The sequence below is a fragment of the Nocardiopsis sp. LDBS0036 genome (assembly GCF_041228755.1).
In the GTDB taxonomy this organism is placed as follows: domain Bacteria; phylum Actinomycetota; class Actinomycetes; order Streptosporangiales; family Streptosporangiaceae; genus Nocardiopsis; species Nocardiopsis dassonvillei.
In genome coordinates, this window is sequence record NZ_CP141103.1 from 198,815 (window position 1) to 213,974 (window position 15,160).

Below are 15,160 nucleotides of genomic sequence, written 5' to 3' on the forward strand. Positions count from 1 at the left end.
GCGCGAGGGAGGGAGTGAACACCGTGCCCGGTACCGCGACGACACCGCTGACCCCGGCCGCGCGCCGCGTCCTGGACGTGGCGACCGAGCTGTTCTACACCCGCGGGATCAACACCGTGGGCATGGAGCTGGTCGCCGAGCGGGCGGGGGTCACCAAGAAGACCATCTACGACCGCTTCGGCTCCAAGCAGCAGCTCGTCGTCCACTACCTGCGCGCACGCGACGCCCGCTGGCGCGCGTACCTGGACGGCTACCTGGAGCGGGCCCGGACCCCGAGGGAGCTGGTGGCCGCCACGTTCGACGCCCTGGACGACTGGACGGGCGAGGAGAACCCGCGCGGCTGCGCCATGGTCAACGCCTACGCCGAGCTCTCCGACCCCGAACACCCCGGCCGCGCCGTCGCCGAGGAACAGAAACGGTGGCTGCGCGGCCTCTACACCGACCTCGCCGAGCGGTCGGGCGCCAGGGACCCCGGGGCGCTCGGCGACGCGCTGGCCATGCTGCACGAGGGCGCCGTGGTGGCCCGCAACGTCACCGGGGTCGCCGACGCCGCGCGCACCGCCCGCGCCGCGGCGGACGCCCTGATGACCGTGCACGGCGCGGACTGAGGGCGCCGGAGCCGGGGCGTGTCCGGCCGTTCCGGGCGGGGGAGCGGGGATCGGGGCCCGAGGGGTGGGGCCGGAGCCCGTCCGGGCCCGCGAACAGGGGACCGGGGCCGCGACGGGCGCGCTCCGGTCCCGCCGGGGCTCAGGTGTAGCCGAGCCGGGACAGCTCCGTGCCCGCCACCTGGCGCACGTCGCCGTACTGGTCGCGCGTCAGGCGCTCGCGCCACGACCCCACGCCCCAGGACTCCGCGGTCAGCAGCTCCGAGGCCGACACCCGCGCCCCGGTGAACTCCCGCAGCCGCTCGGCCGCCTCCACCTCGCCGCCGTGCACATCCTCGTAACGCAGGGTCATCAGCTGCTCGGCGCCGATGGAGCGGCGCAGCAGGGCCGACATGCGGATCGCCCCGCGCCAGCGCATCGCGCACTTGGCGGCGGTGGAGCCCTCCGTGAACGCGGACAGGTCCGACTCCTCCTCCAGGCCGAAGAAGTGGTTGGGGAACTCGTGGTCGAGCTTCATGAAGCTCGGCTTGAGCCAGGCCAGCGAGCGCTCGTCCTCCATCATGTCCGCGATGACGTCGCGGCCGTCCCGGATGACCTGGACGAACAGGGCGTCGGGGAAGGCCGCGTGCAGGGCGGTGGCGCAGAACAGCAGGTCGGGGCTGGCGTCGCCGTAGCGGCGCACCTCCGCGCTGTGCTCGCACGGCTCGGCGGCGGCGTTGGCGGGCACGCGCGCCCACGGTCCCGGACAGCGCGGGCAGGTCAGGGGCGTGAGCTGCCAGGCCTCGGCGTAGGCCTCGCGCAGCAGGCTCGCCGTCCCGGCGACCTTCTCCAACGCGAGGGAGGGGCGTCTGGCCACGGCGTAGACGGCGTTGAGCACGCCCGACGAGCCCGCGCCCAGGTGCAGGCCGGGCACGCGCGACAGGGCCCGGGCGACCTCGGCGACTCCCGAGTGGGGAGCGCCCAGGACGAACACCGGGCGCTCGACCTTGGTCCCGTTGACCACGAGGATGTAGGACGGCTGCTTCATGACGGTGTCGATTTTCGCACCCTTTGCCCACCTCGTGTGCATCGGCAGGGGATGTGGCCTCCGTGCCCTTCCTGTGCCCCCGAGATTACGCTCCGGTTCGGACCGGCGCCGCGCACCGCCGCGGCCCGGGGCGGTGCGCCGGAGCGTCGCGGGGCGCGCCGTGCGCGGCGGCGGGCGCGGTGGGGCGAACGGTGCCCCGCCCGCGTAAGAATGGGGGGTATGGCCTCGACGACCACCGAATCAGCGCCCTTCTCCGACCCAGGGGAGTTCGAACGGGCCGCTGAACTCCTGGAGTCCGCCGAACGCGTCACGGTCCTCACCGGGGCGGGCGTGTCCACCGACTCCGGCATCCCCGACTTCCGCGGACCGCACGGGGTGTGGACCACCGACCCGGACGCGCAGGCCCTCTCCGACATCGACATCTACATGGGCGACGCGGACGTGCGCCGCAGGGTGTGGGCCCAGCGCCGCACCCACCCGGTGTGGCGGGCCCGCCCCAACGCCGCGCACCGCGCCCTGGCCGACCTGGAGGCCACCGGGCGGCTGCGGGCCCTGATCACCCAGAACATCGACGGCCTGCACCAGCGGGGCGGGACGTCCGAGGACGCGGTCATCGAGGTGCACGGCACCATGCTGCGGGTGGTGTGCATGGCGTGCGGCCTGCGCACGCCGAGCGAGACGGTGCTGGCGCGACTGGACGAGGAGTCCGACCCCCGCTGCCCGGAGTGCGGCGGCATCCAGAAATCCGACACCATCTCCTTCGGGCAGCGGCTCGACGCGGACGTCGTCGACGCGGCCAGCCGGGCCGCCCGCGAGTGCGACGTGTTCCTGGCCGTGGGCACGTCGCTGACGGTCCACCCGGTGGCGGGGCTGTGCGACGTGGCCATGATGGCGCGGGCCAGCCTGGTGGTCGTCAACGCCGAGCCCACGCCCTACGACGACTTCGCCGGCGCCGTGGTCCGCGACCCCATCGGCACGGCGCTCCCCGCCCTGGTGGAGCGGGTGCGCGCGGCAGGGTAGGGGCGGCGAAGACCGTCTCGGCCGTGCCGGGTTCCGGCACGGCCGGTTGCCGGGGCGGCGCGCTCAGCCCCCGCTGCTGCTGTACCGGCCCGTCGGGGAAGGCGTTCGGCGCAGCCCGGGGACGGTGTCGGCGGCCTGTTCTCCGATCCGCCCGACACCGCCGACGGCACGGGGGCCGTGTTCCGACGCCCACGAGGCCCGGGCGAGTCCGAGGACCCGCTCGAAGACGTCCTCGTGCGTGTACGGGGCCAGGACCCGCAGGACCGGGACGACCGTCTCCTCCCGGAGCTGGGGCCCGACCACGACCGTCCGCACACCGTTGAGGTAGAGGTTGACGACATCCATGAGTTCGGTAGCGAACGCGGACGCCTCGGACACCAGGGCCAGGTCCTCCGCCGCCTGCCTGAGCACCACCAGTTCGAGGCGTCCGAGGGCCCGCTGCGCGAGCAGGCGCCGGTAGGTGCGCAGGCGCTCCCCGGGGTTTTCGGCGGCGGGCTCCAGCCGCAGCCGCATGACCTCGTGGGCCTCCGTCCACGTCGCCTCGGAGTGGACGTCCGAGTACCAGGTGCCCAGGTCCTCCGACACGTGGCCCAGGTAGGGCAGAAGCCCGAACATGAAGCGCGCGGCCGTGCCGTTGACGCGCATAGCCATCGACCGGAGCAGACGGGAGGCGACCGTGTCGTAGGACACGGAGATGCCGTAGGGGTCGGTCACGGAGGGCGCGGCGTCGTTGTTCTTGCGCAGTTCGAACCCCATGCACTCCCCGACGTTGACCGGTGCGCCGTCCTCCCTGCCGATGACCGTCACGGGGCCGTCGGCCTCCCAGCCATCCAGGTGGCGGACGCGGAGCACGGACACGATGCTGAACCACTCGGCGCCGGGCAGGGTGCGCCACATCGTGGTGGTGCCCTGGAGGGTCTGGTCGGGCTCGTGCGCCTCCGGGAAGAGCTCGCGCGCGTCCACCGGCTCCTCCCGCACCAGGCACAGCAGGATCATGAGGTTGCTGGTGTAGTTGGCCTCGCGCTGGGTCACCGGCAGCCGCGTGGGCTCGTAGGCACCGTACGAGCGGTTGGGGGCGGGGAAGGGCGCCTCCTGGAACAGCTCCACGAGCAGCCGCGCGTAGTCCTCGCGGGCCTCCGGCTCCTCGGTGAACCGCCGTTCCAGGAGTTCGGAGAGGAAGTCCACGACCTTCTCCCTGCCCGCGTAGCTGGCGAAGGAGGACAGGGCGTACAGCTCGCCGTCGTCGGGACGCGTACTCCGCGCCCGGCGCCGTGAGGAGCGCGCGCGTGAGGCGTCCAGCTCGTCCAGGGCGACGATCACCGCCCTGGCCACCAGGTACTCGCCGAAGGTGGCGTGCAGGAACTCGAACACGCTCGCGGTGCCCTCGCCGCGCCTGGCCCGGGACTCGTGGACGAAGAAGAACCTGCCCAGCACCTGGTGGGCGGGGTCGATCCGCCCGTGCAGGTCGGTCTCGGCCGCGCGCACCGCGGCGTCGGGCATGAGGACCGCGAGGTCCCGGTCCAGCTCGTCGGCGCTCACACTCTGCTTGCGCCGGGTGAACATCGCCAGCGCGGCGATCTCCAGACGGCGCAGCTCCTCCTCGACCGCGTCGTCGAAGTCGTTCCTGCCCAGACCGGAGTGGTGCTTGTCCACCTCGCGCCTGGCGAACATCGTCAGTAGCCGTTCGTACAGCTCCCCGTGGGACAGGGCGTGCGAGGCGCGCCGCAGACCGTTGTCCCCGGCGTCGTAGATGAGCAGCATGAGCAGCAGCAGGGGCTGCTCGGCCAGTTCGCGGTAGGGCAGGAGGGAGTCGACGGACAGCGGTTCGAGGCCCCGGGAGGCCAGGGCCCGCGCGTTCGCCTCGTTCCACACCCGGACCATCTGTCCGATCTGGGCCTCGGTGAAGGGTTCCAGCCGGACCACGGTGGTGCCCAGGGGGAAGCGCGTCCGGTCCGCCACGACCGTGCGGCTGGTGACGATGACGGCCACGGGCTGCCCCAGGGCCTCCTGCTTGTGCTGGAACTCCTCCACCCGCTCCAGGTAGTCGGAGCGGTCCACACCGGTCGCCTGGAGGAGTTCGTCGAAGCCGTCCAGGATGATGACGGGCAGCGCGCCGTCCGCCGACTCGGCGAGTTCGCGCCAGGACACGCGGGTGTGGAGCGTCTCGGCGAGTCCTTCCTCGATCTGCGCGTGGATGGGCGCGTTCGGCTGGACCGAGCGAAGCTCCACCCGGATGGGGAGGAAGTCGGCGGCGGGCAGGTGGGCCGCGAGCATCTCGGTGAACTTGGACTTGCCCGCGCCCGGGTGGCCCAGGACGACCGTGGGGGTCTCGACGGAGTCCGCATGGATCAGGTGCAGCGCGAAGAAGCGCCGGAGGTCGTCCACGAGTGCGGCCTCCTGCCACGCCTCCTCCGTGGAGGGGGAGCCGTTGGTGTCGGCCCTCAGCACACGGCCGCACGGCGGCACGTAGGCGTCCTCCAGGGCGGGCAGGACCAGCCCCGACGACGCCTCGTCCGAGCGCAGCACGGGCTGGCGCAGCACCGCCCGGTAGGAGGCGGCGAGTTCCCGCCTGCGCTGGTCCACCGGTCGGCCGGAGCCCGCCAGCTCCAGCAGTCTGCCCAGCTCCCCGAACCCGTGGGCGAGGACCTGGCGGGTGTGGTCGTGCTCGTAGAGGTGCACCCACATGCCGAACTCGGGGACCTCGGCGGCGAGCTGGCGCAGGTACTCGGTGAGCCGCCGGGCGGCGTCCTCGGGGACCTCGTCGATCAGCCGTGCCATGAGGGGGTGGTCGTGGTCCACAGCGTGTGCGACGGCCTCGGGGTGGCCCACCAGGATGTCGCTGAAGCTGCCCGTGAGGAGGTGGAAGACCTGGAGGATCTCGTAGGGTTCCACGTCCTCGGTGTGCACGTCGGCGGGGGCGGGGAGCGCCCCCAGGTCCTGGAGGGCCGAGTCGAAGGACGTGAACGGTGCGGCGTCGCCGAGCCTGAGCGCGTCCAGGGAGAAGGGAGCTTCGGCCCTGTCGAGGCACTCCTCCACCGCCTCGAAGAACGAGATGACGACCAGTACCTTGTGGGCCGCCTCGATCTTCTCCGTCCGGGACAGGCGGCTCTCACCGCTGATCTTGTCCCGGATGCCCTCGATGGCCTGGCGGCCCTTGCTCACCAGGAAACCGCGCAGGCCGAAGAGGTCGGGCACCCCCACCAGCCCCAGCCCGCCGTCCGCGAGTTTCTCGGCGAGGTTCATCACCTCCGAGTCGTTCTGGCCGAGGACCTTGAGCGCGTCCGCGTAGGTGAGCCGTTTCGCCATCAGGGTGCCTCTTCCGGCTTCGAGGGAGGTGGGGGAAACACGGTCGGACCCGGCACCGGGGGTGGTGCCGAGTCCGCAGGTCAGCATGGGTTTCGGGGGTGAGGGGGCACGAGAGCGGTCCCGTGGTGGGATCCGCTAGGGCAGCTCCCAGTTCACCAGGTCGGAGTTCTGCTCCTTGAGCATCTCGTTGGCGCGGCTGAACGGCTTCGAGCCGAAGAACCCGTTCCGTGCCGACAGCGGGCTCGGGTGCGCGGACTCCACGCACGGCACGCCCGGCATCAGCGGGCGCAGGTTGCGGGCGTCGCGCCCCCACAGGATCGCCACCAGCGGCTTGTCGCGCTCGGCGAGCGCCCGGATGGCCTGCTCGGTGACGGCCTCCCAGCCCTTGCCGCGGTGCGAACCGGCCTTGCCCGGCTCCACCGACAGCACCCTGTTGAGCAGCAGCACGCCCTGCCGGGTCCACGGGGTCAGGTCGCCGTTGGAGGGCATGGGCACGCCCAGGTCGTCGACCATCTCCTTGTAGATGTTGCGCAGGCTCGCGGGCAGGCGCACGTCCGGGGCGACCGAGAAGCTCAGACCCACCGCGTTGCCCGGGGTCGGGTAGGGGTCCTGGCCCACGATGAGCACGCGCACGTCCTCGAAGGGCTGCTTGAAGGCGCGCAGGACGTTCTCACCGGCGGGGAGGTAGGTGCGGCCCTCCGCGACCTCCTGGCGCAGGAAGTCGCCCATCGCGGCGATCTGCGGCGCGACCGGCTCCAGGGCCTCGGCCCAACCGCTGTCCATGATTTCTTTCAGGTCCTTCGGCATGGCCAGAACACTAGCGGCAGCGGGCGACATCCACGTCCGCTTCGGGCCCGCCCCGTTCCCGGGAGCGCGCTTTCTCACCCGAGGACGCGGAGCCGGGAGCCGGTCTCGTCCACCCGGCCGGTCGTTCGCCCACACGGTGGCGCGGGTGGCGGGGAGGTCCGGAGCGCGCTGGCCTCACGCGTCGGGGACGAGCACGACCTTCCCGACGACCGTGCGGGACTCGGCGAGGGCCAGCGCGCGGGAGGCCTCCGAGAGCGGGACGCGGGCGGCCACCTGCGGTGTCAGGACCCCGTCGGCGAGCAGCCGCAGCACCTCGGTCAGGTCCTCGCGCAGCCGGGCGCGGAAGGCGTCGGCGCGGCGGGCGCGTCCGGCCCAGAAGTTGTAGAAGTGGGCGCTCCGGCCGTTGGGCAGGGCGTTCCACACCAGGAGCCGGCCGAAGAGCGCGAGCACGGGCAGCCGGGAGTCGCCCTCGACGTCCTTCGTCGACGCCGTGCCGTAGGAGACGAGTGTGCCGCCGCGCCGCAGCAGGCGCCACGACCGGACCAGGTTCCCGCCGCCGACGTGGTCGAACACCGCGTCCACGCCCTCGGGCGCCAGGTCCCGGATCCTGTCGTACACGTGCGGGTCGCGGTAGTCGACGGGGGTCGCGCCGAGCGCGCGCACGGCCTCGTGGTGGCGCGGCGCGGCCGTGCCGATCACGGTGATCCCGGCGTGCAGGGCGAGCTGGACCAGGACCGTGCCCACGCCGCCGTTGGCGCCCAGTACGACGACGGTGCCGCCCCGTCGCACGCGGGCCGTGCGGTGCAGCATCTGCCAGGCGGTGATGCCGTTGACGAGCAGCGTCTCGACCTGCGCCGGGTCCGTCCCCTCCGGCACCGCCACGAGATCGCGTGCGTCCAGGACCAGGTGGCTGGCCCAGGCGCCGGTCTTGGTGACGGCGGCGAAGCGGCGCCCGACGAGGGAGGCGTCCACGCCCGGACCGGCGGCCTCGACGGTGCCGACGACGTCGTAGCCCGGGACGAACGGGAACGGGGGCTGGTCGAAGTACTTGCCCCGGCGCATCTGCTGCTCGGCGAACGATACCCCGGTCGCCTCCATGCGCAGCAGGACGTGTCCGGCTCCGGGAGCGGACAGTGCTCGGGGCCGAACCTGGAGGCCGGAGGGTTCGACTCGGCCGGGCAGCAGGACCTGGGTGGCGGTGGTGGCGGCGACGGCGTTCATGGGGCCTCCTGTCGGAACAGTCTTGCTAACGCTCGTAAACTTACATGCGTAAACTCAAGGGTGCAAGACGGGCCCGACGACTTCCAGCCGTAAGGTGACACCATGGACACGAAGGAAGCCTCCGCGCCGCGCACCCGTAACCGCCGGGGCCAGGGCGGTCGCCTGCGCGAGGAGATCGTCGACGCCGCGGTGGAGATGCTCGACGAGACGGGGGACGAGCGCGCCATCACCCTGCGGTCCCTCGCGCGCCGCGTCGGGATCGCGGCGCCGTCGATCTACCCGCACTTCGCGGACCAGCCCGCCATCATGCTGGCCGTGGTCCGCCGTGCCTTCGACGAGCTGGAGGAGGCGCTGAACGCGGCGGTGGCCCGGGCGGGCGGCGACCCCCGCGCACGCCTGTACGCCGCGTGCCACGCCTACCTCGGCTTCGCCCGCTCACGCCCCGAGCGGTACCGCACCATGTTCGGCGGCCTGTGGATGCCCACGCTCGGGGACTCGTCGGTGACCGAGCAGGACCTCGTCAGCCTCGGGGACGCGAGCCTGCGCGTCCTCGGCGAGGCGCTCGCCGCCTGCGTCGAGGCCGGGATCTCCACCAGCACCGACCCCGGGGCCGACGCGGTCGGGCTGTGGCTGGGCCTGCACGGGCTCGCCCACCAGCGCGCCGTGACCCGGGTCTTCCCCGGCCCGGAGGACATCGGCGAGCGGATGATCCCGGCGCTGGCCCGCCTCCGCCGGGACTGAGCCCCCGCGCCGCTTCGGAGCCCTGACCTGGCGGAGCCGCTCCCACGTCCGGTGCGCCCTGCGGTCGCCCAGCATGGGCGTCAGGCGACCACGGCCGTGTCCCGGACACGGCGACGCCCCGCGCCCCGGTCCCGGGGACTCGGGGCCGGGGCGCGGGGGCGCGCGTCCGCTCTGGTGCACGCCCGCTCCGGTGGGGGACGGAAAGCGGGCGGGGGAGGGGGCGGGGGAGACGGATCGGTGCGGGGGCGGCCGGGCGGCGCGGCCTACTCGGCGCGCCATCCCCCCTGGCGGGTGGACAGGTTGAGCGCGGTGGTCACCAGCGGCACGTGGCTGAACGCCTGGGGGAAGTTGCCGACCTGGCGGTTCTCGCGCGGGTCCCACTCCTCGGCCAGCAGGCCCACGTCGTTGCGCAGGGACAGCAGCCGCTCGAACAGCTCGCGGGCCTCGTCCTGGCGGCCGATCGACAGCAGCGCGTTGGCCATCCAGAAGCTGCACGCCAGGAACGCGCCCTCGTTGCCGGGCAGCTGGTCGGCGGAGTCGTCCAGGTCGGTGCGGTAGCGCAGCACGAACCCGTCCACCATCAGGTCCTTGCGCACCGCCTCGATGGTGCCGACCACGCGCGGGTCGTCGTAGGGCAGGAAACCCACCTCGGGGATCAGCAGGAGCGCCGCGTCCAGCTCCTTGCTGCCGTAGTACTGGGTGAACGTGTTGCGCTGGGGGTCGTAGCCGTACTCGCACACCTCGGCGTGGATGGTGTCGCGCAGGGCCCTCCAGCGTTCGATGGGCCCCTCCTTGCCGAACTCCTCGATGCTGCGCACCGCGCGGTCGGCCGCCACCCAGGCCATCACCTTGGAGTGCACGAAGTGCTGGCGGGGCCCGCGCACCTCCCACAGGCCCTCGTCCGGCTCGTCCCAGCACCACTCCAGGTAGTTGACCAGCGAGCGCTGGAGGCCCCACAGGTAGTCGCCGCCGCGGATGTTGTGGCGGCGGGCCAGGTGCAGCACGTCCATGACCTCGCCGTAGACGTCGAGCTGGTACTGGCCCACGGCGGCGTTGCCGATCCGGACCGGACGGGAGGCCTCGTAGCCCGGCAGCCACTCGGCCTCCCACTCGGTGAGTCTGCGCTCGCCCCGGATGCCGTACATGATCTGCATGAGCTGGGGTTCGCCCGCGATCGCCCGCACCAGCCACTCGCGCCAGGCCAGCGCCTCGTCCTTGTAGCCGGAGCGGATCATCGCCTCCAGCGTGATGGTGGCGTCGCGCAGCCAGCAGTAGCGGTAGTCCCAGTTGCGCACCCCGCCGATCTCCTCGGGCAGGGAGGTGGTGGGGGCGGCGACGATCCCGCCGGTGGGGCGGTAGGTCAGGGCCTTGAGCACGATGAGGGAGCGGATCACCGCCTCGCGGTAGGGGCCCTCGTAGGTGCACTGGTTGACCCACTTCTCCCAGAAGCGCTCGGTGCGCGAGAGCGCCTTCTCCGCGTCCAGGTGGTCGGACTCCTCCACCTGGGAGGGGTGCCAGGTCATCACGAAGGGCACCCGCTGGCCCGCGGTGACGGTGAAGGTGGCGTCGTGGGTGAAGTTGTGGCCCTGGAGGGAGATGGGGGTGCTGAGCCAGATGGCGTCGGGTCCGGCGATGGCCACCAGTTCGGCCCCGGTCCGGTGCACCCACGGCACGACGTGGCCGTAGTCGAAGCGGATGCGCATGGTCGTCTCCATGCGCACGGAGCCGCTCAGCCCCTCGACGATGCGCACGATGTGCGGGGCGCCGCCGCGCGGCGGCATGAAGTCGATGACCCGGACCGACCCGGAGGGGGTGTCCCACTCCGACTCCAGGATGAGCGTGTCGCCCCGGTAGCGGCGGCGGGTGGCGCGCGGTTCGCCCTCGGCGGGGCGCAGGGTCCAGCAGCCGTTCTGCTCGTCGCCCAGCAGCGCGGCGAAACAGGCCGAGGAGTCGAAGTCGGGAAGGCACGCCCAGTCGATGGACCCGTCGCGCCCGACCAGCGCGGCGGTCTGCATGTCGCCGATCATTGCGTAGTCCTCGATCCAGCCTGGCACGCGGCTCACCCCCATCAGGTCGTCATGGTCTCTGCGGTCGGCGCCTCGTGGGGTGCGCGGTGCCCTGCGACGGCCGCCCGCGCGCGCACCCGTGTGCGCGTCCCGCCGGGGTCCCGTCTCCTGCCCGCCATGGGGGGCGGCACCGCCGCCAGGCGCCGTTCGGGCCACGTTCCGCCTCCGCACCAGCCGCCGCTCGCCTTCCACCCGGTAATGTGCCCAGGTGGAGGCAGCCGAAAAGGCCGGTGCCCAGGAACCGTCCCGAACACGGTCCTTTCCGTTCACCGCGGTCCCCATCTTCCCCCCTCCTCCGGAGGGGCGCCACCCGCAGTTGCACGTGCACCGGCAGGTGCAGCGAAGTATGTGGCGGAATGGGGGAGTTTGTTGGACCAGAAGTTATGACGCGGTGATCAAGATCCGGTGACGGGAAGGCCAAGGCCAGCCGGAATGGGCGTACTCGGCGCGTCCGCAACCCCGCCGGGCCTCCGGAGCCGAGCACCCGCGGCGATACGGGGCGCCCGCCGCGCACAGGGCGCCCCGTGCGCCGGGAGTCCGCCACGAGCGGCCGCGTCCGCGGCCGTACGCGTGGCGGTACCGCTCGGTGCCGACGCCCCTCCGCACGGGTTCGCTCCGGGACGGCTCACTCCGGGTGCACGGGCCCCGGCGCACTCCCGCGCTCGGCTCCCCGGGACCGGCGGGGACCGGACCGCCCGGCGACCGGATCGGGCACGCGCATCAGGGGCAGGAAGACCTGGGCCAGCGGCCCGATCGCCACCGCGAACACCAGAGTGCCCACCCCCACGGTCCCGCCCAGGAGGAAGCCGGTGACCACGACGGTCACCTCGATCACGGTCCTGGCCAGGCGCACCGACCACCCCCGGCCCGCCAGGCCGGTCATCAGCCCGTCCCGGGGACCCGGCCCCAGCTGGGCGCCGATGTAGCACCCGGTCGCGACCGCGCACACCACCACCCCGAGCCCCAGCAGCAGCACCCGCACCACCAGCGAATCCGCCTCGGGCAGCAGCCACAGGAACAGGTCCACCGTCATCCCCACGACGACCACGTTGCTCAGCGTGCCCAGACCCGGCTTCTGGCGCAGCGGAATCCACAGCAGCATCAGCATCGCGCCCACCAGCACGCTCCACGTGCCGATGGACAGCCCCGTCTGTCGGGACAACCCCTGGTGCAGCACGTCCCAGGGCATCGCGCCCAGCCCCGCGTGCACCAGCAGCGCGCCGCTCAGCCCGTAGAGGACCAGGCCCGCGTACAGCTGCGCCAGGCGGCGCAGCCGGGGCCGGGGCAGGGCGGGGGTGACCAGCACCCGGCCCAGCAGAGCGGCGGCCGCGTCACGGGCGGGGCGGGGCTGCGCGGTCACGGAAACACCTGTCTTTCCTGGGATCATCGGATGAGAACCCGCGCGGGAACACGGGCACGCGGGGCCGGTGGCGGCGGCCCGGGGCGGCGATCGGACGGGGTTCGGGGCACACGCGGCGACCGGCCGCCGTTCGCCGTCCCCGTTGGCTCCCCCGCCGGGCCCGGGTCCAGTAAGGGGGCCACCTGGGTATCGTGGCGGATGCGGCGCCTGGAATGAAGAGCCAATCCAGGTAACTGGCCCTTTCAACGCGGCGGCAGGGGACGGCATGGCGAGACAGGGCGCTCACCGCGCGGCGGAGCGTTCCGGGGGCGGCACCCGGCGGATCAACGGGCGCCTGCTGGCGCGCCTCATCGGCGAGGCGCCCGTGGAGCGCCCCTTCTACCTGGCCATCGCCCGCGCCGTCAGCGGACTGGTCCTGGACGGCCGCGTGCCCACCAACACCCGCCTCCCGGCCGAACGCGACCTCGCCGCCGCCCTCGGGGTCAGCCGCAACACCGTCACCGCCGCCTACGCCTGGCTGCGCGACAACCGCTTCCTGGAGAGCAGGCAGGGCGCGGGCAGCTGGACCGTCCTGCCCGACTCCGCGACCAGCGAGCCCTCGCCCTTCGTCCCCACCGCCGAGCACATCGACCTGGGGGTGGCCGCGCCCCCGGCGGTGGAGGGGCTGCGCGCCGCCGCGTTCCGGGCCGCCGAACAGCTCGCCGCGCACGTGGGAGGGCTCGGCTACTACCCCTACGGGCTGCCCGAGCTGCGGCACGCCATCGCCCGGCGCTACGTCGAGCGCGGGCTGCCCACCACCCCGGAGCAGATCTTCGTCACCAACGGCGCCCAGCAGGGCGTCGCGCTGGCCGTGGACATGCTCGTGCAGTCCGGCGACGAGGTCCTGGTGGAGTCGCCCACCTACCCGCACGCGCTGGACGCCATCCGGCGGGCCGGGGCGCGGGTGCGCACGGTCGGGGTGACCCCGCAGGGCTGGGACATGGAGTACCTGGTCGACGCGTTCCGCCAGTGGAAACCCCGACTGGCCTACCTGATCCCCGACTTCCACAACCCCACCGGCGCCCTGATGGACGACGAGGAGCGCCGGGTCCTGGTGCGCGAGGCGCGCCGGGCGGGGACCCACCTGATCGTCGACGAGACCGTCGCCGAACTGGCCATCGACTCCGGCGACCTGCCCGCGCCGGTGGCCGCCCACGACACCGACGGCCGGGTGCTGACGGTGGGGTCGGTGGCCAAGCTGCTGTGGGGCGGACTGCGGGTGGGGTGGGTGCGCACCACACCGCCGATGGTGGCCCGGCTCATGGCCACCCGCCAGCGCTTCGACCTGGCCGGGGCGGTGCTGGACCAGCTCACCGCCACCCATCTGCTCTCCGACGTGCTGCGCATCCGGGCCGAGCGCAGCCGCCAGCTGCGCCGCAACCGCGACGCGCTGCTGCACGCGCTGCGCGAGCGCCTCCCCGACTGGCGGCCCAGCGTGCCCGGGGGCGGGCTGGTGCTGTGGGCGACCCTGCCCCACCCGGTGGCCAGCGCGCTGGCCACGGCCGCGATCCGGCACGGGGTGCACCCGGCCGCCGGGCCGGTGTTCGGCGCCGACGGAACCCTGGAGCGCTATCTGCGCCTGGCCTACACCCAGCCGCCGGACGTGCTCGTGGACGCCGTGGAGCGCCTGGCCGCCGCCTACACCGAGACCCTGGTCCACCCGGCGCAGCCCCGGGGACAGCTCTACGTGTGAGGGCACGCCGAAGGGAGGGGAAGGACCGAGGTCCCCTTGCCAACAGCTCACCACGCCCGGCCGCCCCGGCACCACCCCGGATCCGCGCCTGTGGACACGTCGGCGCCGGGCCGGCGGCCGCTCCGGCACGCCCCTCAGACGCCGCCCGCGGGCACGGCGAAGCGCTGGGCGAAGCGGACCACCTCACCCAGCACCTCGTCGCGGTTGGTCTCGTTGAACACCTCATGCCGGGCGCCGGGGAAGACCCGCGCGGTGAAGTCCTCGCCCATGATCGCCATCACGCCCACCCGCGTGCCCTCCAGCGGTACCAGCCGGTCGTCGGAGCCGTGCACCCACAGCAGCGGCAGCGGTCCCACGCTCCCGGCGGCCAGACCCCGCTCGATCTCGGTGAGCATGGCGTTCACCGTGGCGCGTTTGAAGGGTCCGTGCCAGACCAGCTCGTCGGCCACGTACGCCTCGCCCACGGCCGGGTCCCGCGAGAGCGTGGACGGGTCGATGGGGGCGTCGGGGATCTCCTCGGCGGCGGCGATCCGCTCCAGGGCCTCCCACCGGCCCAGCACCGGCCCGGACAGCACCAGCGCGCTCAGCCGCTCGGGGTGGGTCTGGGCGTAGCGGGAGGCGATGAGCCCGCCCATGGAGTGGCCGATGAGCACGAGCGGCAGCGTCCGGTAGGCGGTGCGCGCCTGGGTGACGAGCCGGTGCACGTCCTCGACCACGCCCGCGTAGTCGTCGATCAGCACCCGCTCACCGGAGGAGCCCCCGTGCCCGCGGTGGTCGGCGCCGTAGACCACCGCGCCCGCTCTGACCAGGTCCTCGGCCACCGCGTGGTATCTGCCCAGGTGTTCGCCGTAGCCGTGCACCAGCACCGCGAGCCAGGTCGGCTCGCCCTCGGCCGGGGCCCACGCCCGCGCCGCCAGCTTCCCGGAACCGTCCGGTCCGCCCGCCAGGGCCCACTCGCGTGTGGTGATCACCGTGTCCCGCCTCCTCGCCCGAGCCTTCGTCTGCGACGATCGAAGCCGTGTACGACCGTCGGATGGTCACCCTACGGCGCGGCGGGGCCGGTGCGCAGCAGGGCGGGGCGGGACCGCGCGGCCCGTGGCTCCGGGGGGTGTGGGATCACCCGATACGCCGACCGGTGTCTCGTGTTGGCCCACGAAAAACGGCATATGGCACGATCAGGACTGCCCGCCGTTTAAAGGGATCTTCTACGCTTATCTATGGGTACCCCTCGGGCCGGGTACACCTTCGTACACGGACCGCCCGACAACCCGGACT

General features: G+C 73.2%; 11 protein-coding genes. 4 read left to right on the plus strand and 7 right to left on the minus strand.

The window, feature by feature from the left end; all coding sequences use genetic code 11:
- The first annotated feature begins 14 nt into the window (after positions 1-14).
- Entirely contained in the window at positions 15-608 is a 594-nt protein-coding gene (locus UIS43_RS00715; RefSeq protein WP_370012173.1) for a TetR/AcrR family transcriptional regulator, read from the plus strand.
- Positions 609-747: 139 nt separating this feature from the next.
- Here UIS43_RS00715 and UIS43_RS00720 read toward each other — a convergent pair whose 3' ends face one another.
- Complete coding sequence (locus UIS43_RS00720; protein ID WP_019609068.1) at positions 748-1,632, minus strand: sulfotransferase; 885 nt, start codon at positions 1,630-1,632, stop codon at positions 748-750.
- A 219-nt stretch (positions 1,633-1,851) separates the two neighbouring features.
- On the opposite strand from UIS43_RS00720, the gene UIS43_RS00725 reads away from it, so the two are divergent.
- Complete coding sequence (locus UIS43_RS00725) at positions 1,852-2,652, plus strand: Sir2 family NAD-dependent protein deacetylase (protein ID WP_013152440.1); 801 nt, start codon at positions 1,852-1,854, stop codon at positions 2,650-2,652.
- 63 nt (positions 2,653-2,715) lie between these two features.
- On the opposite strand, the gene UIS43_RS00730 is transcribed toward UIS43_RS00725, so the two are convergent.
- The 3 genes from UIS43_RS00730 to UIS43_RS00740 form a co-directional block, all read right to left on the minus strand.
- Positions 2,716-5,958 carry an NACHT domain-containing NTPase gene (locus UIS43_RS00730; protein WP_370012174.1) on the minus strand — a complete coding sequence of 1,081 codons (3,243 nt, stop codon included), beginning with the start codon at positions 5,956-5,958 and terminating at the stop codon, positions 2,716-2,718.
- Positions 5,959-6,093: 135 nt separating this feature from the next.
- Positions 6,094-6,765 (minus strand): uracil-DNA glycosylase, encoded by a 672-nt coding sequence (locus tag UIS43_RS00735; protein WP_071621807.1) that lies wholly within the window; start codon positions 6,763-6,765, stop codon positions 6,094-6,096.
- Between the two features lie 174 nt (positions 6,766-6,939).
- The gene (locus UIS43_RS00740; protein WP_071621808.1) at positions 6,940-7,986 is read right to left on the minus strand and encodes a medium chain dehydrogenase/reductase family protein; all 1,047 of its coding nucleotides are present in this window, start codon (positions 7,984-7,986) and stop codon (positions 6,940-6,942) included.
- A 102-nt stretch (positions 7,987-8,088) separates the two neighbouring features.
- Here UIS43_RS00740 and UIS43_RS00745 point away from each other — a divergent pair, with 102 nt between their 5' ends.
- Complete coding sequence (locus UIS43_RS00745; RefSeq protein ID WP_013152444.1) at positions 8,089-8,727, plus strand: TetR/AcrR family transcriptional regulator; 639 nt, start codon at positions 8,089-8,091, stop codon at positions 8,725-8,727.
- A 263-nt stretch (positions 8,728-8,990) separates the two neighbouring features.
- On the opposite strand, the gene UIS43_RS00750 is transcribed toward UIS43_RS00745, so the two are convergent.
- Together UIS43_RS00750 and UIS43_RS00755 are read right to left on the minus strand one after the other, a co-directional pair.
- On the minus strand, positions 8,991-10,796 hold the full coding sequence (locus UIS43_RS00750; protein ID WP_013152445.1) for a glycoside hydrolase family 15 protein: 1,806 nt from the start codon (positions 10,794-10,796) through the stop codon (positions 8,991-8,993).
- Positions 10,797-11,418: 622 nt separating this feature from the next.
- Positions 11,419-12,153, minus strand: coding sequence for a YitT family protein (locus UIS43_RS00755; RefSeq protein WP_013152446.1), 735 nt, complete (start codon positions 12,151-12,153; stop codon positions 11,419-11,421).
- Positions 12,154-12,418: 265 nt separating this feature from the next.
- Here UIS43_RS00755 and UIS43_RS00760 point away from each other — a divergent pair, with 265 nt between their 5' ends.
- On the plus strand, positions 12,419-13,885 hold the full coding sequence (locus UIS43_RS00760; protein WP_013152447.1) for a PLP-dependent aminotransferase family protein: 1,467 nt from the start codon (positions 12,419-12,421) through the stop codon (positions 13,883-13,885).
- 134 nt (positions 13,886-14,019) lie between these two features.
- On the opposite strand, the gene UIS43_RS00765 is transcribed toward UIS43_RS00760, so the two are convergent.
- On the minus strand, positions 14,020-14,856 hold the full coding sequence (locus UIS43_RS00765) for an alpha/beta hydrolase (RefSeq protein WP_013152448.1): 837 nt from the start codon (positions 14,854-14,856) through the stop codon (positions 14,020-14,022).
- Positions 14,857-15,160: the final 304 nt, after the last annotated feature.

What these genes read in the sequence shown, in the direction of transcription:
- UIS43_RS00740 (WP_071621808.1), bottom strand. Translation starts at nt 7,986, where the DNA reads ATGAACGCCGTCGCCGCCACCACCGCCACCCAGGTCCTGCTGCCCGGC.
- UIS43_RS00745 (WP_013152444.1), top strand. Translation starts at nt 8,089, where the DNA reads ATGGACACGAAGGAAGCCTCCGCGCCGCGCACCCGTAACCGCCGGGGC.
- UIS43_RS00760 (WP_013152447.1), top strand. Translation starts at nt 12,419, where the DNA reads ATGGCGAGACAGGGCGCTCACCGCGCGGCGGAGCGTTCCGGGGGCGGC.
- UIS43_RS00750 (WP_013152445.1), bottom strand. Translation starts at nt 10,796, where the DNA reads ATGGGGGTGAGCCGCGTGCCAGGCTGGATCGAGGACTACGCAATGATC.
- UIS43_RS00720 (WP_019609068.1), bottom strand. Translation starts at nt 1,632, where the DNA reads ATGAAGCAGCCGTCCTACATCCTCGTGGTCAACGGGACCAAGGTCGAG.
- UIS43_RS00735 (WP_071621807.1), bottom strand. Translation starts at nt 6,765, where the DNA reads ATGCCGAAGGACCTGAAAGAAATCATGGACAGCGGTTGGGCCGAGGCC.
- UIS43_RS00730 (WP_370012174.1), bottom strand. Translation starts at nt 5,958, where the DNA reads ATGGCGAAACGGCTCACCTACGCGGACGCGCTCAAGGTCCTCGGCCAG.
- UIS43_RS00725 (WP_013152440.1), top strand. Translation starts at nt 1,852, where the DNA reads ATGGCCTCGACGACCACCGAATCAGCGCCCTTCTCCGACCCAGGGGAG.